The sequence below is a fragment of the Paenibacillus terricola genome (assembly GCF_014779765.1).
Lineage (GTDB): Bacteria > Bacillota > Bacilli > Paenibacillales > Paenibacillaceae > Paenibacillus_T > Paenibacillus_T terricola.
The window spans coordinates 1,490,276-1,511,834 of the sequence record NZ_JACXZA010000001.1; the positions used below are offsets into that span (position 1 = coordinate 1,490,276).

The window sequence follows — 21,559 nt, forward strand, 5'->3', positions numbered from 1 at the left end:
ACATGTTGTGATATTTTGGAAGATAGGAATGGAGCATCGGATCGCTAAGCTAATAACTCAGTTTGATAGTGTACAAAACTGATGATTTTTGTATTATGCAAATAGGAATCGTTGCCATGACATCTTGTGTCATACCAGTTATTTTATAATAGACAACGTAGATGAAAGGAGTGTATGAGCATGAGACTGTCGGTAGCGGCGAGTGATGACAAGAATCAGAAGGTGCTAGAACTGGCGAAGAAGCAGTTTGAGGAGAAGCACCCAGGTGTAGAGATCGAAATTGTGACGCTTCCTAGAGAGATCATCGAGCGTTCAATACGGGAAGGCAGCGCCCCTGATCTACTCGATTGGGATGGCAGCAATATTGGTGATCTTCTTGATCGGGGGATCATTCTGGACCTAACTTCCTTAATGGACAATAGCGCGTTCGATGTGTTGGACTTCTATCCATCAGCTCTGAACGCTGCATCAGATAAAGGTCGTATCGGCGCGATTCCAGTTATGGCGGAAGTGCCAGGTGTTTTCTACAACAAAGCATTGTTTGATGAAGCGGGTGTAGCTTACCCCAAGGACAATTGGACCTGGGATGAATTCGTTAGGAAGGCACAGATGCTGAACAGTTATGACGCCGATGGTGAAGTGGTTCGTTACGGTGCCTATTTGGTGCCGAGGCTGCTCCCAGTGGAGCCGCTAGTGTGGAGCCGCGGCGGAGCATTTTTATCGGAGGATGGGGAGAAGGCTTCTGGGTATCTAGATTCTCCGGAAACAGCGGAAACGATAAGACGGTATCTCGAAATGTATCACCCGCTTGAAGTGACGCCATTCGAGGATGTGGGCGCTGAGACGTGGGTCGCATGTTTTATCCATCATAAGATGGCTATGTATTACGATGCGAGCTGGGCGATTAAACCAATGGCTCGGGAGCACCGCGAACAGTTCGGGGTCGTGATGCCGCCTCGCATGGGGGAGGAACCGCTGCGCAATATCGTGCAGGTTTATGGCTATTGTATTTCAGCGCAATGCCAGAACGTACCGTTAGCATGGACATTCCTTCAGGAGCTGACTTCACCGCATACAGAAGCGGGGAGAGAATGGGCGAAGCATAATCTTGCTGTTTCACGCACAGTCGCAGGAGTAAGCGGGCAGCAAGCGGATTCGTTATATCAACCATTTCTAGCATCATTAGAAAACGCACGGTTGGGCGCTTTCGACGTGTCCAGTCTTCGATTATGGGACTACTGGAACAATGATATCTTCCAAGAATGGGTTCTACGCGAAAGTCGCATCAACGTGGAAGAGCGGCTTCGCATAATCGCAAGAGAGTACGACGATCACCAATAGACGCAGGGAATGTGTGGTGAACAGCATGGGAAACATGCATCGGATTCTTTGGTTTGACGAACAAGTAAGGTTTGGCAAATATCCGAACAGCAACCATTTGGCAGCACGTTTCGAAATATCGGTACGGCAGGCTTGTAGAGATATTGAGTATTTGACGGACTCGCTGCTCGCGCCATTGGTCTACAATCCGAAGCGGCGGGGCTACCAATACGAGGATCGCACCTATTCGCTGCCTGCGCTCATGCTCACTTCTTCCGATATCGAAATGATTCAAGGTATTATACGTCACCTAGAACAAACGGCAGCGTTGTTCGGAGCGAGCTCCTTCTCTGAGAAAGCAGTTGGTCTGCTGCATAGAATCATATCGAATTCTTCTTACGATGCGAACGAGATAAATCATACAAGTGATACATTAGCCGACAATGCAAAGACCCCTTGAAAGGGGTCTTTGTGAAGTAAATAACTCAGTATTTTTGATTTCTATTGTTGAAGAACTAACTTCGAACATTTGTTCTATAATTTATTGGTAGATGATGGTACAATAGGGAAGACAATTGAATCTTGGGTGGTCATGGTTTCCCTTCGAAAGGAGGTGATACCATGGAAGTAAAGGATGCGTTAACGGTCATGTTTCTATTTGGATCGTTTATCCTTGCACTTTTAACATACATTAATTCCAACAACAAGAGAAAGTAAAAACCCACCCGAAGGTTAGCGCCGATGGTGGGTTTTGTCATCCTATTCAGCTCAGTAGGGAGAACCCATCCAAGCCAATTGTCAAGCCGGGTGTTAGCAGCACTCGGCTTCTTTACTAAATATGATAACACAATTGGAAAAAGAAGTGAACCGGCAAAAGTGAATGGAGACAATCGAAAACAACATTAAGGTGATCCGTGCTTATATATTGTTTTTTTCGTGAGCGTTTCTTAGATAACATTACATCTGATTGAGAGGGGGATGTTGATGAAAGAAACTAGGGTTTATAAGCAGACAGGGACTTGTTCGATTCAAGCAGATATCTATTATCAAGGACCCAGAACCCCTGTAATTATATACATTCATAGCGGTGCATTAATCTTTGGGACAAGGGAATGGCTGCCAGTCGAACAGATTGAGTATTTCACTAGTTGTGGATTTAGCTTGGTGAATATCGATTACCGCCTTGCGCCGGAAACTAAATTTGAATGGATTATTGAAGATATAAGGGATGCCATTCATTGGGTACGTACAGATGCGACTCAATGGTACGATTTTGACATTAAAAGAATTGCAGTAATAGGTGGTTCTGCCGGCGGATATCTTAGTCTATTAACTGGAACCATGGATTATAAGCCCAATGTTATTGTTTCTTTCTACGGGTATGGGGATATTCTAGGTGACTGGTATGCGCAACCAAGTGAGTTCTATTGTGCGAAACCACTAGTTGATAGGGCAAACGCTATAAATCGAATTGGAAATGTCGAAATTACAAGTGGTACATGGGATAGATTTGACTACTATGTTTATTGTCGGCAGCAAGGTAAGTGGGTTCAAGAGGTGACAAAGATGGATCCGATATTGGATGAAGAGAAATTGAAACAATACAATCCAATCGACAATATTACAGAAGAATATCCGCCTACTTTATTCCTTCATGGCAATCAGGACACTGATGTGCCATACAAGCAATCTACCATCATGTATGAGAAGCTCAAAAGTATGGGGATCCAAACTGAACTAATTACAATTGAAGGAGCAGATCATGTATTTGATCACCATTTTACAGAACCACAAGTTCAATTAGCTTTCAAACAATTAGTTAACTTTCTTAAGGTGCATTTATATACATAAGTCAAAAGGTGGATACATGAAATGAATTATCCAATTATCGAAACAGAACGACTATACATGAGAGAACTAACCCTAGAGGATATAGAAGCTGTATATAAACATTTCTCAATTCCGGAAGTAGTTAGATTTATGGATATTGAAGTGTGTAAAGATCTACAAGAAGCTGAAGAGATCATTGCATTTCATATCAATGATACCGGTTGCAGATATGGATTGTTCGATAAAGAAACCAACAAGTTCATTGGAACTTGCGGGTTTCATTGTTGGTCAACGGATCAAGATGAAACGAAAGCCGAGATAGGATTTGATTTGGCTCCTCCATATTGGGGGCGGGGAATTATGCAGGAGGCTTTACACGAAATGATTCGTCTCGGGTTTGATTTAATGAAATTAGATTATATCGAGGCAACAACTGAAATTGAGAATGTACAATCACAGAAGCTGCTGAAGAAGCTGGCTTTTAATCAAGATAAGGATTTGAAGGATGGTTTATTCTATTTTACATTGAGAGGAAGCACATAAGAGGAACTTTATGAGACAAACGAAACTAATCCTAATGGAAGGACTGCCTTCTACAGGAAAGTCAACAAACGCGGGATTTATTATCGATAAACTAGAGAGAAACGGTCATCGAGCGAGATGGGTTCACGAAGTAGCCAGACCACATCCTACACTCTTTTTCTTCGAGGCGGCACTAGATGAAACGGAGTACAATACATATATTTCACGCTATCCTCATATGGCATCCATACTGGGACAACGGGTAATGAAATATGGCAGTTTGTATGGAATTGATTTATTAGAATTGGAGTGGAATCAACTTGAAGTTGTTGGGAAGGATGCCCTCCATAACTTAAAGCAATACGATGTTTGGAATTATTCCATTGATCGATACGCACAGATTGCAGTTGAAAAGTGGGTGTCTTTCGTTAGTAAGCTGATAGGTTCGGATGAAGTTGTTATTCTGGACAGCAGCATCTTTCAATTTCAGATCTATAGCTTTCTGTTAGCTGGGAAATCATATGAAGAACTTCGCAATTTTATCCAGAAACTGTACGATATCATTACTCCTCTTCATCCAACTCTTGTTTATTATTATCGAGAAAATACGAATGACTCAATCGACTTTCTAGTTCGAGAGCGCGGTATACGTTTTCTGGAGCGTATCTGGGAGAGAGATCGAAATCGTCCGTATTACAAAGACCGGCCCGCTGGCAGTGAAGGCTATAAGATGCTCCTGAGCGATTACGGAGAATATGCCAAAAAGCTATTTGATAATTCACCTTGTCCAAAACTCGCTGTTGAAATCACGGAGGGGAATTGGTCGGAATACGAATCTTCGTTACTCGAGTTTTTGGACATATCTTATGTTCAATCCGAACAACATCATGTCATGTATCCAGAAGGGCAATACTATAATGATGTTCTCGATCAGACGATTGAAATCGCGGGGGATTGCTTTATTACACCAGGAGGTGGGAGAAAGCGGATCATGCCTAAATCGGCAACGAAGTTCGGCTTGAATGATCTTCCAGTAACCATCGAAGTGGATGGTGGCAGTCTCATACTTACAGGGGAACAACTCACTGATCGGTGGACGACAAGAGGGACGGTTTTTGGAAAAATATGGGATTAAGCTTTTTTTTAACCCAACTTGCACGGAAATTCGTATCTGTTCACGTCTATATTGTTGGAAGGAAATGATAAGCCGTGATGATCGATAAGAAGCTTGTTCGAGCAGCGAAAGAAGGGGATGTAGAAGCTTTTACCGTATTGGTCTCAACGTATTCAAACGTAGTGCACGCCGCTTCCTACCAAGTGGTGTTGGATTATTATTTAGCTCAAGATATCGCACAAGAAACATTCGTTCGAGCATGGTACAATCTCTCCCAATTAGAGAACGAAGAAACGCTCGGTAACTGGCTCTATACGATTGCGAGAAGACTATCTCTTGATTGGCTGCGCAAGTACCGTACGAAGCAAGTCGACTCCTATTCTGACTTGGTCGACATGAGGTCAGAGCATACGGTTGAAGATGCTGTCCTTCGTAATGAGAAAGTGGAGAAGGTGCATCAGGCTTTTAACCAGCTTGATGAGAATCATCGTAATGTCGTTTATATGTACTTTATTAGTGGTTTTAACACGAGAGAAATAAGTGAAGTCTTAGATATATCGAGCAACACAGTTGAAAGTCGGCTAAGAAGAGCCAAATTAAAAATGAAGAAGGGGTTGTTCGAGATGGCAGCAGAGGTTCTGACAACGCACAAAGTGGATAATCAATTTAGCCAGCGCGTAAAAGCGAGAATTAAAGCAATGATCACCATCGACATGCATGTGTCCGATTTGAAGAAGTCCCTTCATTTCTATGTCGAAATGCTAGGCTTTGAATTGGTGCGCCCTCCATTTCACCCGGATCAAGACATCGAAGACAACGCCATTATTCGTATAGAAGGCGGTCCCAATATTATACTTGTTAAGAAACGAGATTCTCACAACATCGGCAGATCGTCCATTGTGTTTACTTACCACACCGATGATATTGAAGCGGTTTACGCTCTTCTTAGGGAAAATGGTGTCCGAACTAATGACCGTTATGACGACGGGTGCGGACAATGGTTTGAATGCTTCGATCCTGACGGAAATTTGGTCAATGTCCACTCTGATTAAGTTCTTTGAAGGAAGGTTATTTCGCGAGTGGGTTTGCAGGAGAATGTGGGACACAAAAAGCCGAAAGCCGCTCAGAATTGAGCGGCTTTCTTCATGCCTACGATAAGACTACCCACCAAGACGAATTTGATTAATCGCTTGCGCCAAAATATCCATCGTTCGATTGGATTCCGCAAGCGTATTAGCCGCTCCGCCAACTTCGATTAATGCGCTGTTAGATGAGTAGTTCTGGTTATACCATCCGTTGCCCACGCTTTTATCTTTATAGTAAATTCCTCTGGATAGTCCAGGGTATTTGGCCGTAACCAATGCTTGTACCTTCTTGGCGAAGGCATCATTTTGTTTCCAATTCGGATTCTCAAGCCCGATTACGAAATACAATTTGGCATAACTCGTGCCGCGAATGGTGGCTGTCGTCGCGCTTCTTGAACTCGTATCGCGATGAATATCGAACAAGTATTTGATCTGCGGATGCAGAGCAAGTTGATTGATGATGGATTTCTCGGAATAAATATACGATTTCGCATAATTGAATTGGCTGCCATAGATCGATTCATAGTCGTACGAGGTCTGATAAACCTCCGCGCCCATCGCTTGCAGTACACCAGCCAATCGAGCCCCTAACATCGTGACATTGGTCGTCTTATTGAACGCATAATCAGAATTCTTCACGCCCGGTAACTCGGGGATCCACGATTCTTGATCATGCGAATGGTAAATATAAATCGCTGACTTCGAAGCCGTGTTGTCGGATGCAGCCGAAGCCAAGCGAATGACCAATTTGGAAGCATCGCCGGTGTTCTGGATCTGATAGCTCACTTTCTGTTTCAAATCCGCTATGACTCGAATGGTCGAGGATTCCGAATTATTCATTATGTAACTGATATTCGAAATATACGGGTTGTTGGAAGCAATGTCGGATACGACACCCGCCGTATTATCTATAGGCTGACTGATAGCGCCATTAAACGTTACCCCTGGCAGATCAATGACTAGGCGATCTGGATTGGTTAAGACGGACACACTAGGCGAGAAGCTCCCATCGGTAGCAATCGTCAATAGGTTATTGATCATCTGAATCGATTGCAGTGCTGGATACTGATCTGGCGGTAATTCAGGCACATCCGGATCGACGGCTGGATCGCTGCCGGACACATCGCTATTGGTTCTCCACAGACTAACTGCATATGTCGACGCATCCCACTTCACGATAAGACCAAAGTTTTCAGCAACGAAACGAATCGGAAGCAGCGTTACGCCATCAATGACGATCGGGGCTTGCTCCAGCGACTTCGTTGTTCCGTTAAGAATCGCATAGGAACCGTTAATCGGCAGTACGATTGTCGTAGTATCGTCTGAGACAGTAGCAATCTGGCTTTTCTTATCCCAATTTACGTTAGCGCCTAGACCTTCCGCGATGACACGTAAAGGCACCATCGTCGTCTGATTGATCAGACGGGGAGCAACCGACGAGCTTAGTTTCTGACCATCAAGATACAATTTGATCGTTGGAGATGCAGCATGGGAAGTCGGAAGATTAATAGAGAGTACGAGCAATAGCGACAATAAAGCAATAATCGTTCTTTTCATCATCCACCTCTAGTCTTGTTGTTCAAATCTAGTAATTTCGTGTATCGCTGCAAAAAAACGCAAGCCTCTTAAAAATAAGAAACTTTCGCCAATTTATCAATGCTATATTTCTGGTAATGAATTTGTTGCATTTGATAGTAACAAAGTGATATTATCAAAATAATACTAAGATAAAGGGCGGACTTGAATGGAACCATTAGATCGGGACGGACTAACGGAACGTGAATTTCTAGAACGATATCAGGTGGGAGATTATGAACGTCCATCGGTTGCGGTAGACATGGTGATCTTTGCGGTTACGGAGTCAGACGAGAATAACTATCGCAAGCTGCCGGAGAAAGAATTGAGAATTTTGCTTATCCAACGAGGCGGTCACCCGTTCCTTGATCAATGGGCACTGCCAGGCGGATTCGTGAGACCGAACGAAACAACGGAGCAAGCAGCAGCAAGGGAACTGAAAGAAGAAACAGGCGTGGACAATGTGTATTTAGAGCAGTTATATACATTCAGTGATATTGGCCGGGATCCGCGCACCTGGGTGATGAGCTGTTCCTACCTTGCATTGATTATTGGCGATTTATTGCAGGTACAAGCAGGAGATGACGCGGCTAATGCGGCTTGGTTCAAAGTATCATATCGGCTCTTGAAGGAGTACAAGGAACGAATGGATGGCGGATACGTTCACAAATCGCAGCAAGAGCTGAGATTAAGTTCAGATCATGCAGAATTAAAAGCAATCGTAGAGTGGACTGTGACTGTTACGGAAACGTCGACCAAGACCACGTATGCCATTGTATCTAATGAAGGACTTGCGTTCGACCATGCTAAGATCATTGCTTTCGCTATCGAGCGATTGAGGGGCAAGGTGAATGATACCGATATTGCGCTTCATCTTATGCCGAAGTTGTTTACGTTAACTGATTTGCAGCAGGTGTATGAGGTCATATTGGGCAAAGAGCTGTTGAAGGCTGCTTTCCGGCGCAAAGTCGCCAATCTCGTGATAGAGACGGACCATTATACGGAGAATGCAGGTCACCGTCCATCCCGCCTATATCGAAGGAACATGGAGGTGTTGTGAATGATTTATAACCTTACTCGATTGCGTCAGGCTTACACCGCAGGAGAGAAGCATACATTTCTATTATTTTGGGGGCATACGCCTTCGAGAGACGGAAGGATTGGCAAAAGCTGCTTCAGCCAGTGGTGGAACAGTCCTTTCGAAGTGGAAGGAGTCCGATACTCCTGTACGGAGCAGTATATGATGGCCGAAAAAGCACGATTATTCAAAGACAACGAAGTGATGAAGGCGATTCTGAAGTCTTCTAATCCCAAAGAGATGAAGGCGCTTGGTCGTGCAGTGCGAAATTTCAATAGCGACGTCTGGGACCGCCAATGCTATGAGATCGTGAAGCGAGGAAACTTGGCGAAGTTCTCGCAGAACCCGAGCCTTAGAGATTATTTGATTTCGACGAGACGCGCTATACTTGTTGAAGCAAGCCCCTATGACCGGATTTGGGGAATTGGGATGGGGGAAGCGGATCCGAATGCGAATAATCCAATGAAGTGGAAGGGGTCCAATTTGCTAGGTTTTGCATTGACCGAGATACGTGATCAACTATTATTAGCTAGTGAGGTGGAATCGATATGAATCGTAAAGAAATTGCGCAAGAAACCTTGAGGATTCAACAGCAAGGATACTATGACTATCAGGGGCTTCGAATTGATATTGCTGAGTCGCAGCGATATTCGGAGCACAATAGCCAACTGATTACTCCCGAAGAAGGGAATGACTGGCTAAGAGATTTCCAACCGTCAGGACAGAATAGTCAAGCGCAATGTGCAGTTTCCAACGAAGCGACGGTTAAAGCGCTCCTTAATTATGCGAATGATCGTATCGGGCAAGTTGGCGTTCTGAACTTTGCAAGCGCTAAGAACCCCGGCGGTGGGTTTCTGAATGGCGCAATGGCGCAGGAGGAGAGTTTGGCAGCATCCAGTGGACTGTATGGGACATTGCTGACTCACCCTAGCTATTATGATAGTAATCGCGCTTTTCGTTCTATGATGTATACGGATCATGCGATCTACTCGCCTGAAGTCGTTTTCTTCCGGGATGAGAGATTTAACCTGATTAAGAAGCCCGTAGCTGCCTCGGTGCTGACGCTGCCGGCAGTCAATTATGGTCAAGTCTTGCTTAAAGGCGAGGACAGTCAATTGGCAGAGCGAGTCATGAAAAACCGCATGCGACTGGCATTAGCGATTTTTGCGCATTTTGGGAACAAGCATCTTGTCTTAGGAGCGTACGGCTGCGGTGTATTCCGCAATGATCCTGCGACAATTGCCCGTTGGTGGCACGAGTTGTTGAACGACGAGGGTTATGGGACATATTTCACGGAGATTCGATTTGCTGTTCTGGATTCGAAAGACGGGAAGTGTATCCGCGCATTCGAGCAACAATTTGTTCGTTAAGAGCTCTTATTTACAGTCGGTTATTCCGCTGTGACTAAGGGCTTTTTCTTATGACAACGAAACTTTCCAGCTGCTGGAAAGTATAAGGATGTGGTGGTGCAAACGGTATAGGTTCGCATCAAACTGTGAATATGACGGATGCAGAACTGTTTTATAACTCGTTCAATAGTGAACAGGTTTACGCAGCGAAGAGACAACGATGGAGCATTGAAGCCTCTCAATCGCCATACCAGCCAGCTGAAGCAGAGAAGCATGCACGTGAAAGACTACATTCGTGGCTGTTAGACCATATTCCAATGCCTACAATTACGAATCCGTATCAATACGTTCAGAACGTTAGATTGGAGCGGGAGCGCAAGGTTACGGTTCAAACACAAGATGGACTCGGAGTAACGACGCCTCTTCTTAATGGAGAAGAGCACATCTCGTTCCCGATTTCCAAATCTGCTGCGCCTGATTTGAATATATTTCAGATCTACATGAGTGACGCGCCTATGTCCTCGCGATTAGCCATAATAAGAGACATTCAGCTCAATTATGTACTGCAGGATAAACCTAAGCTGCATGATATTGTCGTGAAGACATTGAACAAGTTGAACTTTACGGATGAGGCCTGGAGAACTTAAAAGGAAATAGATGAATGATTCGGAAGTGAGCTTGTCGAATGAATCTGAATCAGAGGTTGAATGAAATTGAATGGTATACAAAATGCCGCCGACGGGCGGCATTTTGCTTGTTCTCAAGGGAACTCATCTCACCGGGAACGAATCCCTTCGATTGCGTAATGAACTAGCTGATGCACATATTCATCGTCCAGTGTCATGCCAGTCACAAGCAATCGGTATATAATCGGTCCGTAAATGAGATCGATACAGACCTCGATGTCGAGGTCTTGTTGAAACTCCCCGAGCCGGATCGCTTTCTCGATCAAGCCCCTTGCTTCAAGACGGCGGGGGCGGAAGTAGCGCGTCCGATATGCTTCGGCTAGTCCAGAATCAAATTGTCCCTCGCCCAATAGCTGCTTGATGATCGTTCCTTCTTGACTCGTTAGGAAGCGAGTCAAATTCGTCGCATGCGTGACAATATCTTGAATAGCTGAATCCGTATCCGGCACGGGTAATCGGGCAGTCGCGGCATAGAGGAAGCCGTCCATGATGACCGCTGCTTTGTTCGGCCACCATTTGTAGATGGTGGCTTTGCTGACTTGCGCTCGTTCGGCAATTTTATCTACTGTGACGGCTTGGAAGCCGGATTCCAATAATAGTTCATAGGATGCGGAGAGAATAGCGTTCTGTGCTTCTACGTTACGAGGTCTGCCTCTGTGGCCGCTCATCTGTATCGTCACCTTTCGTTCAGCCGATTCATATCGTCACTGAATAGAAACTGTACGTTTAGTATATCAACTCCGATCGGAAAATAAAACCGAAAATGCCTATTTACAAAACTGAACGATCAGTTTAGTATATGGATATCGAATTACTAAACGGCACGTTCAGTAAATGAGTCAGAAAGAAAAAGTCGTCCAAAGACACCAAGAGTGAACGGTAACATCGCTTGGCCCATTTTATAGAAATAAGGAGTTGTCGGATATGAGTGAGAGAGAAAGAAAAGCAATTGGCGCGACCGTAACGATTCCAACATGGCTCATGTTTCTTCTAGCCGCTGCATGCGGAATTATTGCCGCTAATCTCTACTATGCCCAGCCTTTAATCGGCATCATACGTTCTTCCATTGGATTGTCAGCGAGCAGCGCGGGGTATATCGTTACGTTGACGCAGATCGGATATGTAGTGGGATTGCTATTTATCGTACCGATGGGAGATATCGTTGAGAATCGTAAGCTCGTTGTCGTGTCGCTGCTGCTTACAAGCGCTGCACTTGCGGTTACAGCTGTATCGAAACAATCGGTGCCATTCCTGGCGGCTTCATTCGTTATTGGATTGGGATCGGTGGCAGCGCAGGTGCTGGTGCCTTTCGCATCGTACCTCGCGGATGAAGCGTCACGCGGCCGCGTTGTTGGCAATGTGATGAGCGGGCTGCTGCTTGGCATTATGCTTGCGCGTCCATTATCGAGCTTATTGGCTGACCTGTTTGGTTGGCACACGGTATTCGCTGTATCGGCTGTAGCGATTTTACTATTGGCCGTCGTTCTATCGAAGGCGCTACCCGCAAGAAAACCGACTTCAACGACTCGATATACAGAACTGCTTAGTTCCTTGTGGCACTTACTGCGAACGACTCCGATCTTGCGGCGCCGGGCAGCGTACCATGCCTGCGTATTCGCAACCTTCAGCTTGTTCTGGACAGTTGTCCCGCTCAGGTTATCCAGTTCAGTCTTTCATTTCTCGCAAAAGGAAATCGCGTTGTTCGCTCTTGTAGGCGTTGCCGGAGCAATCGCAGCACCAATTGGCGGACGGTTGGCGGACCGTGGGTGGACGAAACCGGCAACAGGAATTGCCCTCGTAACGGTTATCATATCGATGGTGCTGCCTCTCGTATTCCAAGTAGGCTCGACTTGGGGAATCATCATTCTTGTTATATCTGCAATTGTGTTGGATGCTGGGGTATCGGCAAACCTAGTTCTGGCGCAGCGGACGCTGTTCTCCTTGAATCCTGCTATTCGCAGCCGTTTGAATGGACTGTTCATGGCGATGTTCTTCATGGGCGGAGCCGTTGGTTCTGCAGTTGGAGGCTGGGCTTATGCCAATGTCAGCTGGAGCGTTGTATTAATCATTGGCATGGCGTTTCCCATCGTTGCTTTCCTCTATTACCTGACAGAGCTGAAGGGGAAATAATTGGGATCGATTAAAGTGAAGCCTCGGCATGAAAGTGCTGAGGTTTTTTTCGTATTCGCACGAATAAATTCTGTTGACATGACACTATTTGGTGTCCTATAATAAAAACGACACCAAATGGTGTCTGATTACCGAGATTAGAAATAAGGGGAGGAATAAGGTAATGAATATCGTTTTTCTTATTTTGCAAAGTTTTCTGCTCGTCGCGATGGGATTCGGAGGCGTTACTAAGATTACAGGCTCTAAGAATTGGGTGGACATCTTTGATTCGCTTAAGCTGCCGCAATGGTTCCGAGTGGTGACGGGAGTCGTTCAGATAGCGGGCGCTGTCGGACTCGTTATCGGGTATTGGAATCGGGATATTGCCGCATGGGCAGGTATTTGGCTTGGCATTACGATGTTGGTGGCATTCCTGCTGCATTTTCGAGTTAAGCACCCAATTGGGCAAGCGGCGCCGGCGCTGTTACTCACGGTCATTTCAGCTGCTCTGGTTCTGATTCAAGCATAAATATATGAACAGCTGTGAAACGTATATGAAATTAATAAAACCAATAAGACCAATGAAACCACTCTTCAATGTGAACGGTACCCCAACGGTTAGATACGATCTAACATTGGAGGTGCATTTCAAATGGGAGTGGTTTCGTTTATTTGCGCATCTTATTTCAGCTCATAGCAGTTGCAGCTCTATCGGGTCCTACGATTTGCACTAGCAAATGGAAGAGCACGCAGCCCAGCATACCGCCAGTCGTATTCAGAATCAGATCGTCCACGTCAAAAGTACCGATGCTGCATATCAGCTGCGTACATTCCAGCAGCAAACATAGTGCGAAGGATAACACGAATACGAATCCGTACATCCAGATGCCAAGCCTGCGGCCGTTCATCAGGAAAGGAATAAACATGCCGAATGGAATGAATAAGCCTACATTACCGTAGAATTGAATCGAATCGTACAGCGAATGGCTGTTCAGATTCTCCGAAATCGTCTGGAAAGGGATAAGATTCGCCATGTTCATTCGATATTGGATTCGGTCTAGGTCGGCTAATTCCCATTTGGCTTGTCGCAACAAAAACATGAGATCCACATGGCCGAACTTGAACAATATGATTTTCACCAAAATGTACATATATACAACGAACAATACGGTTACCGGAATCGATCTTACTGCACTTGTACTTCTCATCATGCATCCCTGCCTTTCATTGAAACCAGTATAGAGCAGGGACTTAAATTAAAAATAAGTAAATCCTTAAATATTCTTTAAACTGGAATATCATTTGGACTAACGAATATATTGAATTCTTGTCTCATGTTTAAAGGCCTATCTCTATTATGCTCGATTGTCTAATAACTATGGTCAGTTGGCAAAACGGACATGATGACTGAAACTTCCTTCCTTATGCTATAGACGCGGCCACAAGCAGCCACTACACTAGGTAACGTATATAGACTAGATAGGAGTTTTCATACTGTGACAACTTTAGAACGCATTCCATCTTGGAAGAAGTTAAGCCTCTTCGCCGTGACATGGCCAATATTCATCGACTCCGTTCTTCGGATGATGTTAGGCACAGTCGATGTATTCATGCTTAGCCGCATCTCGGATAAGACTACCGGGGCGGTAGGGATGGCCAACGAAATTATTTTCTTCTGTATTCTGATGTTTGGCTTCGTAGGAATCGGCACCAGCGTCGTCGTGTCCCAATATATTGGGGCGGGGCGTGAGAAAGAAGCGAGTCGGGTTTCGGCGCTCGCAATTACGATTAATCTCGCTTTCGGCATTCTCGTCAGTATCGCTCTCGTCTCGTTCGGCGAGCCGCTCATGCGGTTGATGCAATTGAGTCAGGAGCAGATTGATATTGCAAGCAAGTATTTGAAAATCATCGGCGGCTTTATTTGGATCGAAGCGCTCTCTTACGCCGTATCTTCTGTCATTCGATCGAACGGCAATACGAAGAGCGTTATGTTCGTTACGCTCGGCGTAAACATCGTGCATATGACCGGCAACTACCTGCTCATCTTCGGTAACTTCGGGTTCCCAGAATGGGGAGTGACGGGTGCAGCGATCTCGACGGTTGTTAGCCGATTGCTTGGCATCATTGTACTATTCGTCATTCTTTACAGGAGCCTTCCTTCACGAATCAAGAATAGGGATTATGTAACATGGAACGGCTCTTATGTGAAACAAATTATGAGTGTTGGTCTGCCAGCTGCCGGTGAGCATTTGTCGTGGCAGTCGCAATACCTTATGGTTGTGAGCTTCGTGAACATGATTGGTGTCACTGCACTGAATACACACGTATATGTCATGAACGTATCGAACTATTTCATGGCGCTTGCGCTCGCGATAGGTGCGGGGACGGAAATTATTGTTGGGCAAATGGTTGGAGCGGGCGAGATGAAAGAGGCCTATAAGCGACTGATGAAAAGTGTGAAGATCAGCTTCCTCATTACATTCGTCATCGTTGGCATTGCCGCACTGTTCCGGCATGAAATTATCGGTTTGTTCACGAATGACCCAGATATTATCACCGTCGGCGCGACGATCTTCCTGCTGTCCATCGTGCTGGAGCCAGGGCGGACATTCAACATCGTAATCATCAACTCGCTGCGTGCCGCCGGAGATGCGCGTTTCCCTGTTCTTATGGGAGTGGTATCGATGTGGGGTGTCTCCGTTCCGTTGTCGTACCTGCTTGGGGTTCACTTCGGGTTCGGACTGCTTGGCATCTGGATTGCATTCGCCATTGACGAATGGCTGCGCGGCGTCCTGATGCTCCTCCGCTGGAGAAGCAGAAAATGGGAGAGCAAAGCGCTCGTGAAGCCTGTTTCTACAACAGAAGCGGCTGTGACGACGCAAGTATAAGATATTGGTACTCACTAACGACGAATACAAAATAAGCAAGAGGCATTCCTGTGATGGAATGTCTCTTGCTTTTATTGAGGGTATAGACAGCCACAGGGCTCGTTACTTAATAAAATCAAACGACTGCCGATTCACATGAAGCGTGCCGGTACGAATCCACTCAACGGCTTGAAGGACGAGAGGAGAGGCATTATCCGGCGTCACTTCATCGAGCGCCACCCAGAGTGCGCCATTTGAATCTTGTTCGTCGAAAGCTTCGACCTCATCATTTAATTCCGCGGTTTCAACTGTTACCGTATATAGCATCGCAATATGATGAACGGTCTCTAGCTCATTGCGGAAGTACCAGGTCGTAGCAAAGTCGCACACGCCGATTGACTTCATTTCACGAACGGTACAGCCCGTTTCTTCGCGAAACTCTCTAATCACGCCCTCTTGCAATGATTCCTCATTTTCCAACCTTCCGCCTGGAAGATCGTAACGTCCTGAGTAAGGTCCGAGTATTTTGCGAATGACCAGTATGCGATTGTTCGTGATGCAAATGCCATATACACCTGTGTGACGATGAAATAATGATGCTTTCTCTGCCATACGATAGCCCCCTGAATAATTAGCTGCAAGACAAAGTCCGGAAGATGATGTTTATAACCACTCGAGAAACTCGATTCGATTACCGAACGGATCGTTCACAAAGAACCTTCGAATATTCTCTTCCGTACGCGCATCGTCATCCGTAACGTTTACGCCTTGCTGAATGACATGCTGCCGCAGCAAATCAAGATTGTGCACATGAAAGGCAGGGTGAGCTTTGGTTGCGGGTGTAAAATCCTTCTGTACGCCAATGTGCACCTGATGCGCACCGCATCGGTACCAGACACCTCCGCGAGCTTGAAGCGCTTCAGGCTTCGGCAGTTCCTGCCAGCCCAGAATACCTCCGAAGAATGCGCGAGCCTTCGTCTCACAGCCTTCTGGGGCAGCCAATTGGACATGATCAATGCCAGCGAATGTGAACAACATAGAATCACCTCGTTAGTTTCGTTAGATAAAACAGAGTTTTACTTTTGTATTTGATTCTATTGTACTCTGTTCTTCCACATTCTGCTATCCCTAATGCGATCATAGCTTTCGTTCTTACTTGTAGGGATAGACGTTGCAACAATGAACAGAAAGTGGGAGGAACATGTGCTGGACCATTGTCTAGCAAGCTTATAGGACTGTGGATTTGATCTGAAGTTTACTGGACGCAAGCTTGTGCCTTACGATATCTACGTTATTTCGTCACACATCTGGACTTGTTACGTTAACGTGTCGAATGGTAAAATGCTTGAAGTCGCGTTATACGATACAAGATACATATTTGAGCCAAAGGTGGACATATATTGTGGGGAAAATGGACGAGATCATCCTAGTCGTACCAAGAGAGAAATTGTTTGCGAATGAGACGCTTCACTTTCATGGCGTAGAGCAGGAGAAGCATAATGTCGATGTGTTGGCTGCCAATATCGCTGACAACTACTCGACGATGCGCCGCGGCGATGCGGAGGAGAATGCTGCGTACAAACAGCCGATTCCATATTGCGTCATTCGCAGAGACAGCGATATCTACATGTATCGGAGACTTGGAGGCGGTGGCGAAGCTCGTCTATTCGATAAGCTGTCGATCGGCGCCGGCGGCCATATGAATGATAATCCAGAGCTGCCGAGTTTCGCTGCTGTTCTGCAGGATAATCTGTCTCGCGAGCTGGAGGAAGAGCTGGAGATTAAGTCCTCGAGCCGTACATTCACGACGGTTGGCTTCATTAATGATGATGAGAATGAGGTGGGCAAAGTCCATATCGGACTGCTCGTCATTCTCGATATTGACGCGGATGGGGAAGTAAATGTCCGTGAGACCGATCAGCTAGAGGGTCAGTGGATTACAGTAGAACAGCTCCGGGAAGAGACGATTTACTCGAAGCTTGAATCTTGGTCGCAGATTGTTACGAATGTACTAAGATAAGCATACATGGAGTGTGCAAGGTTGGAGGCGCAGCAGGAAGATGATTGAACTTACAATGGAACAACAGCAGCTCATGGACCGAGCGGCTGCCTTCATCCGTCAATGCTATCAAGAGCTTGCCATAGATGAAGCACAGACAGAACTTAGAATGACTGAGGTAATGAAGCAAATTGTTAACTCGGGTACCTATCGACATACCACAGAAGAACTGACTCATGGCGCTCGACTTGCATGGCGCAATAGCAATCGCTGTATTGGGAGGCTGTTCTGGCAATCCCTTGCCGTATTGGATGCACGTGAGGTTGAGTCTTCCGATGAGGCGGCAGAGGCCGTATTCGAGCATATGGCGTTTGCAACGAATAACGGTCGAATTCGGCCGGCGATCACAATATTCGCGCAAGAGCAGGAACACGGTGGCGGACGCAGTAACAATCTTCGTATCTGGAATCATCAGCTTGTACGATATGCAGGTTATGAGCAGCCGGACGGTACGGTCGTTGGCGATCCGCTTTCGGTACCTTTTACTCGTGTCTGTGAGTCGCTTGGTTGGAAAGGCGAAGGAACACCTTTCGATGTGCTCCCTCTCGTGATTGGTCCTTCTAATGGAACGCCTGCGGTGTATGAGATTCCAGAGGAACTGGTGCTGCAGGTGCCGCTTATACATCCAACCGAGCCGCGCTTCTCAGCGCTTGCGCTGCAATGGTATGCTGTACCTTTCATATCGGACATGGCACTTGAGATTGGCGGCATCCGTTATCCGGCTGCGCCATTCAATGGCTGGTATATGGGGACGGAGATTGGTGCCCGGAATCTGTCGGATGTCAGTAGATACAACAAGCTGCGTCCAATTGCAGAGCTGTTCGGATACGACATGACGACGAATACGTCACTGTGGAAAGATCGGGCACTCGTCGAGCTGAACGCCGCAGTACTTCATTCCTACAAAAGCGCCGGAGTCAGCATTGTGGATCATCATACCGCCGCAGAGCAGTTCGGCCGATTCGAACAGCAGGAACTTGCCGCAGGCCGATCGGTCACAGGCAGATGGTCATGGCTGATTCCGCCGATGTCACCATCTGCGACGCCAATCTGGCACCGCGGGTTTGATAATACGGAGCGTGAGCCTCGATTCAGCTATCAACCGAAACCTTATTCGACATAATCGCATACGAGTGCCTGAACAGATAGACGATTCAGCAGAATCAGATTTGGGTAAACAGAATATGCGCTTTCGGACAAGGGATGGCTATACAAAATGGTTAGTACGGTCGTACAATGCTTGTATACGGATTGAAGGCGTAATTATTGTGCCTGCACAGAAGGAATGAAGATGAACGAGTTGAAAGAGTAACAATGTAATCCATGTTGTAGGAGGTTCATTCATGACTGATATTGTCAAAGCGGTCATCATGGGCATCGTGGAAGGACTTACTGAGTTTCTGCCAGTATCCTCGACGGGCCATATGATCGTAACAGGAAACGTTCTTGACTTCTTAGGCGACCCTGAGGGCAACAGGGCAACGACATTCGAGGTTGTCGTACAGTTGGGGGCCGTGCTTGCCGTATTGGTGTTGTACTGGAAGCGTTTCTTGAAGCTGCTTAGTTTCAATCTGAAAGCGCCAGGCCTTAATATTTTACATATCATCATAGGTATGTTCCCTGCGAGCGTTCTGGGTCTCTTGCTGCATGACTTCATTAAAGATTATTTGTTTGGTCCCAAAACAGTCGTCGTCAGCTTAATTGCCGGTGGTTTATTACTGATCGGGGCCGAGAAGGTTCGACGTAAACCATCTGCAGAAACGCTTGATGATATTACCTATCGGCAGGCTTTGGGAATCGGCTGTTTCCAAATATTGTCCTTGTGGTCCGGTTTCTCGCGTTCGGGCTCGACGATGGCTGGCGGTATGTTCTTCGGCGTTAGTAAGGCCGCGGCTGCGGAATTTACGTTCCTCATGTCCGTTCCGATCATGCTTGGCGCAAGCGGTGTCGATCTGCTGAAAAACCACGATGCGCTGGTGGCGAGTGATGCCGGATTGTTCCTGGCGGGTCTGTTCACGTCGTTCGTCGTAGCTATGATCGCAATCGTAACGTTCTTGAACCTCGTTAAGCGTCTAAGCCTGACTTGGTTTGCTTACTACCGTTTCGTTCTTGCTATATTGGTATTCCTGCTCGTCGTGTAATCGATATCGAGCATGCTTCAAGAGAGCTGCGTTCGGCTTAGGCCGGATGCAGCTTTTTTGTGTTTCAGCAACCTTTTCCAATTGTTTACGTCTATGGGAGAAGGATGAGCATGGGAGGTTGAACGATGAGGGTTAGGTTTGTTGTGATCATTGGAGTGCTCATAATAGGTATGCTGACCGCTTGCGGTGATAGGAATACAATGCTGCCACAAGAGGATTTGAAGGACCATAATTTGCAGACGGAGTCTGCTTCTAATGATAGTGTGGACTCTGAGGAGCAGGAGAGCGAAACGCCGACTCCGCCTGTTCCAAGAGATTTGCTGAAGGCTGAGATCGCCTTGTCGTACCAGCCAGTTGAGGTGGGAGAACTGGAGAAAGTAAAGGTTAAGGATAGCTGGAAGCTGACGAAGACGGTGGATTTTGGACATATCAATGGGGAATCGGTCTCGTTATCCGTCTACCAAGAACAAGACGAGACAGCCTTCTGCTACGAGAGTTATTTGCGGGTTGTACTGCTTGATTATATGGGAGAACACTATACAAATAGGGATTGCGGCAATACGAGCCTCGAGGAGTCCGACCACCCTGAACAAGGAGGATCATTGGTACTGCTTGACTATAAGTCAACAGATGAAGCCGGCCCGATAATCATTCTTGGAGCGGTGGACAGCGGAGCTAATGGGCCTGGCTTGATGACCTACTATGTATATGATGTTGCGCAGGATTGTTGGTATAGCTTTACACAATGGGGACTTCCATCTGTAAGCGATCTGGATGATGACGGTACATCGGAACTTGTGTTTCAGTTTCAAGGGCTGCATATGCATCCACCTGATGTGAGTTTCGGCCGGTGGAACGATTCGAGGCTGGAAATAACGCCTACAGTCACAGAACTTCTCAGGCTGACAAACCAATATTACAATTCGGCAACAGTGGAAGATGGATTAATACAAGTGACACTCGATGCTTGGGAAGAGTTTGATCAAACCGAATCGGCCAGTTACAAGTTTACTCCTGAGCGGTTGATTCGGGTTGATGGGGCATAGAAGCGGATTGTTAGGCTTTCTGCAGTATTTTTACACAGGAAGGAAGGGGATTCCCATGAGAAACAAATCACGATCGATTCTTCTGATGTTAGCCGCAATGGTGATTATAACGGTCGTATTTCCTTTAGTGGGTGCGGAACGTGTATATGCGTGTTCATGTGCGACATACCCGGAGCTTGGGAATGAGCTCGATTCGAGATCGGCTGTGTTCGCTGGTGAAGTGTCGAGCATCGATACGGTAGGTCGGAACGATGGACTCGTAAGCTCGGCCGATCCGGTACTTGTTACTTTCGAAGTGTCGAAGGTATGGAAAGGGTCGATAGAGAAGGAAACGGTCGTTCGAACGGTTCGGGATGAAGTCAGCTGTGGCTATACGTTCACGCTTGGCAGCTCATATCTCGTATTCGCTGATAAGGATAGTGACGTTGTCCGAACGGGTTTATGTACGGGGACTCAGCCATTAACGGAATTTAACGCAAAGCAACTGGATGACCTCGTTCAGCCCTATGATCCGCAGGACGATCGTCAAGGTACGGATGGACGGATATTTGACCATGGCCGACAGGTAGGAACGCAGCAAGCGCTTCGTCCGGTAGATGTAACGCATGAGGGTGGCGTCGTTACAGTCATGCATGAGAAACACGAGCGCGAGAATTCCACGCCGCAGGGATATATCTTCCTGGCGTTTGCATTCGTAGCAGTGCTATCAGCGGCAGTCGGGTTCAAGATTGGCGGCAATCGAAAATAGGGGCGAACGGCAAAAATTGAGCACTTGACT

The 21,559-nt window shown here is 46.4% G+C and carries 24 protein-coding genes; 19 read left to right on the plus strand and 5 right to left on the minus strand.

Going from position 1 to position 21,559, the window contains the following annotated elements:
• The first annotated feature begins 180 nt into the window (after nt 1–180).
• From H8B09_RS06645 to H8B09_RS06670, 7 genes are all read left to right on the plus strand, one after another.
• On the plus strand, nt 181–1,341 hold the full coding sequence (locus tag H8B09_RS06645) for an ABC transporter substrate-binding protein (RefSeq protein WP_191202615.1): 1,161 nt from the start codon (nt 181–183) through the stop codon (nt 1,339–1,341).
• A 34-nt stretch (nt 1,342–1,375) separates the two neighbouring features.
• Nucleotides 1,376–1,780: a hypothetical protein gene (locus H8B09_RS06650; RefSeq protein WP_191202616.1), complete on the plus strand. Its 405-nt coding sequence runs from the start codon at nt 1,376–1,378 to the stop codon at nt 1,778–1,780.
• A gap of 161 nt (nt 1,781–1,941) precedes the next feature.
• On the plus strand, nt 1,942–2,037 hold the full coding sequence (gene comI / locus H8B09_RS30355) for a competence inhibitor ComI (protein WP_224753282.1): 96 nt from the start codon (nt 1,942–1,944) through the stop codon (nt 2,035–2,037).
• 267 nt (nt 2,038–2,304) lie between these two features.
• The gene (locus tag H8B09_RS06655) at nt 2,305–3,171 is read left to right on the plus strand and encodes an alpha/beta hydrolase (RefSeq protein ID WP_191202617.1); all 867 of its coding nucleotides are present in this window, start codon (nt 2,305–2,307) and stop codon (nt 3,169–3,171) included.
• A gap of 21 nt (nt 3,172–3,192) precedes the next feature.
• Entirely contained in the window at nt 3,193–3,693 is a 501-nt protein-coding gene (locus H8B09_RS06660) for a GNAT family N-acetyltransferase (RefSeq protein WP_191202618.1), read from the plus strand.
• 10 nt (nt 3,694–3,703) lie between these two features.
• Nucleotides 3,704–4,807 carry a P-loop NTPase family protein gene (locus H8B09_RS06665; protein ID WP_191202619.1) on the plus strand — a complete coding sequence of 368 codons (1,104 nt, stop codon included), beginning with the start codon at nt 3,704–3,706 and terminating at the stop codon, nt 4,805–4,807.
• Nucleotides 4,808–4,884: 77 nt separating this feature from the next.
• Nucleotides 4,885–5,838: a sigma-70 family RNA polymerase sigma factor gene (locus H8B09_RS06670; protein WP_191202620.1), complete on the plus strand. Its 954-nt coding sequence runs from the start codon at nt 4,885–4,887 to the stop codon at nt 5,836–5,838.
• A 108-nt stretch (nt 5,839–5,946) separates the two neighbouring features.
• On the opposite strand, the gene spoIIP is transcribed toward H8B09_RS06670, so the two are convergent.
• On the minus strand, nt 5,947–7,431 hold the full coding sequence (gene spoIIP / locus H8B09_RS06675) for a stage II sporulation protein P (RefSeq protein WP_224753283.1): 1,485 nt from the start codon (nt 7,429–7,431) through the stop codon (nt 5,947–5,949).
• Nucleotides 7,432–7,615: 184 nt separating this feature from the next.
• On the opposite strand from spoIIP, the gene H8B09_RS06680 reads away from it, so the two are divergent.
• The 4 genes from H8B09_RS06680 to H8B09_RS06695 all read left to right on the plus strand — a co-directional run bounded on the left by H8B09_RS06680 (nt 7,616) and on the right by H8B09_RS06695 (nt 10,520).
• On the plus strand, nt 7,616–8,506 hold the full coding sequence (locus tag H8B09_RS06680) for an NUDIX hydrolase (RefSeq protein WP_191202622.1): 891 nt from the start codon (nt 7,616–7,618) through the stop codon (nt 8,504–8,506).
• Entirely contained in the window at nt 8,507–9,076 is a 570-nt protein-coding gene (gene ybiA / locus H8B09_RS06685) for a riboflavin biosynthesis intermediates N-glycosidase (RefSeq protein WP_191202623.1), read from the plus strand.
• The gene (locus H8B09_RS06690; RefSeq protein WP_191202624.1) at nt 9,073–9,894 is read left to right on the plus strand and encodes a TIGR02452 family protein; all 822 of its coding nucleotides are present in this window, start codon (nt 9,073–9,075) and stop codon (nt 9,892–9,894) included. Before ybiA ends, H8B09_RS06690 begins: the two co-directional genes overlap by 4 nt.
• 125 nt (nt 9,895–10,019) lie before the next feature.
• Nucleotides 10,020–10,520, plus strand: coding sequence for a hypothetical protein (locus tag H8B09_RS06695; RefSeq protein ID WP_224753284.1), 501 nt, complete (start codon nt 10,020–10,022; stop codon nt 10,518–10,520).
• A 128-nt stretch (nt 10,521–10,648) separates the two neighbouring features.
• Here H8B09_RS06695 and H8B09_RS06700 read toward each other — a convergent pair whose 3' ends face one another.
• The gene (locus tag H8B09_RS06700; protein ID WP_191202626.1) at nt 10,649–11,227 is read right to left on the minus strand and encodes a TetR/AcrR family transcriptional regulator; all 579 of its coding nucleotides are present in this window, start codon (nt 11,225–11,227) and stop codon (nt 10,649–10,651) included.
• A gap of 256 nt (nt 11,228–11,483) precedes the next feature.
• On the opposite strand from H8B09_RS06700, the gene H8B09_RS06705 reads away from it, so the two are divergent.
• Together H8B09_RS06705 and H8B09_RS06710 are read left to right on the plus strand one after the other, a co-directional pair.
• Nucleotides 11,484–12,689 carry an MFS transporter gene (locus tag H8B09_RS06705; RefSeq protein WP_191202627.1) on the plus strand — a complete coding sequence of 402 codons (1,206 nt, stop codon included), beginning with the start codon at nt 11,484–11,486 and terminating at the stop codon, nt 12,687–12,689.
• Nucleotides 12,690–12,852: 163 nt separating this feature from the next.
• Nucleotides 12,853–13,197, plus strand: coding sequence for a DoxX family protein (locus H8B09_RS06710; protein ID WP_191202628.1), 345 nt, complete (start codon nt 12,853–12,855; stop codon nt 13,195–13,197).
• A 157-nt stretch (nt 13,198–13,354) separates the two neighbouring features.
• Here the strand turns inward: H8B09_RS06710 and H8B09_RS06715 are convergent, their stop codons facing one another.
• Nucleotides 13,355–13,879 (minus strand): VanZ family protein, encoded by a 525-nt coding sequence (locus H8B09_RS06715; RefSeq protein ID WP_224753285.1) that lies wholly within the window; start codon nt 13,877–13,879, stop codon nt 13,355–13,357.
• 285 nt (nt 13,880–14,164) lie between these two features.
• On the opposite strand from H8B09_RS06715, the gene H8B09_RS06720 reads away from it, so the two are divergent.
• Nucleotides 14,165–15,556 carry an MATE family efflux transporter gene (locus tag H8B09_RS06720; RefSeq protein WP_191202630.1) on the plus strand — a complete coding sequence of 464 codons (1,392 nt, stop codon included), beginning with the start codon at nt 14,165–14,167 and terminating at the stop codon, nt 15,554–15,556.
• 102 nt (nt 15,557–15,658) lie between these two features.
• Here H8B09_RS06720 and H8B09_RS06725 read toward each other — a convergent pair whose 3' ends face one another.
• Both H8B09_RS06725 and H8B09_RS06730 read right to left on the minus strand, forming a co-directional pair.
• A complete protein-coding gene (locus H8B09_RS06725) occupies nt 15,659–16,147 on the minus strand; it encodes an NUDIX hydrolase (RefSeq protein ID WP_191202631.1) in 489 nt (162 codons plus the stop codon).
• Between the two features lie 51 nt (nt 16,148–16,198).
• Nucleotides 16,199–16,573, minus strand: a complete 375-nt coding sequence (locus H8B09_RS06730) for a VOC family protein (protein WP_191202632.1) — start codon at nt 16,571–16,573, stop codon at nt 16,199–16,201.
• Nucleotides 16,574–16,937: 364 nt separating this feature from the next.
• On the opposite strand from H8B09_RS06730, the gene H8B09_RS06735 reads away from it, so the two are divergent.
• From H8B09_RS06735 to H8B09_RS06755, 5 genes are all read left to right on the plus strand, one after another.
• Nucleotides 16,938–17,555, plus strand: coding sequence for a hypothetical protein (locus tag H8B09_RS06735; RefSeq protein WP_191202633.1), 618 nt, complete (start codon nt 16,938–16,940; stop codon nt 17,553–17,555).
• Nucleotides 17,556–17,595: 40 nt separating this feature from the next.
• Nucleotides 17,596–18,717 (plus strand): nitric oxide synthase oxygenase, encoded by a 1,122-nt coding sequence (locus H8B09_RS06740; protein ID WP_318152544.1) that lies wholly within the window; start codon nt 17,596–17,598, stop codon nt 18,715–18,717.
• Between the two features lie 220 nt (nt 18,718–18,937).
• The gene (locus H8B09_RS06745; RefSeq protein ID WP_191202635.1) at nt 18,938–19,735 is read left to right on the plus strand and encodes an undecaprenyl-diphosphate phosphatase; all 798 of its coding nucleotides are present in this window, start codon (nt 18,938–18,940) and stop codon (nt 19,733–19,735) included.
• A 125-nt stretch (nt 19,736–19,860) separates the two neighbouring features.
• A complete protein-coding gene (locus H8B09_RS06750; RefSeq protein WP_191202636.1) occupies nt 19,861–20,781 on the plus strand; it encodes a hypothetical protein in 921 nt (306 codons plus the stop codon).
• 55 nt (nt 20,782–20,836) lie between these two features.
• Nucleotides 20,837–21,529, plus strand: coding sequence for a hypothetical protein (locus tag H8B09_RS06755; protein ID WP_191202637.1), 693 nt, complete (start codon nt 20,837–20,839; stop codon nt 21,527–21,529).
• The last annotated feature ends 30 nt before the right edge of the window (nt 21,530–21,559 follow it).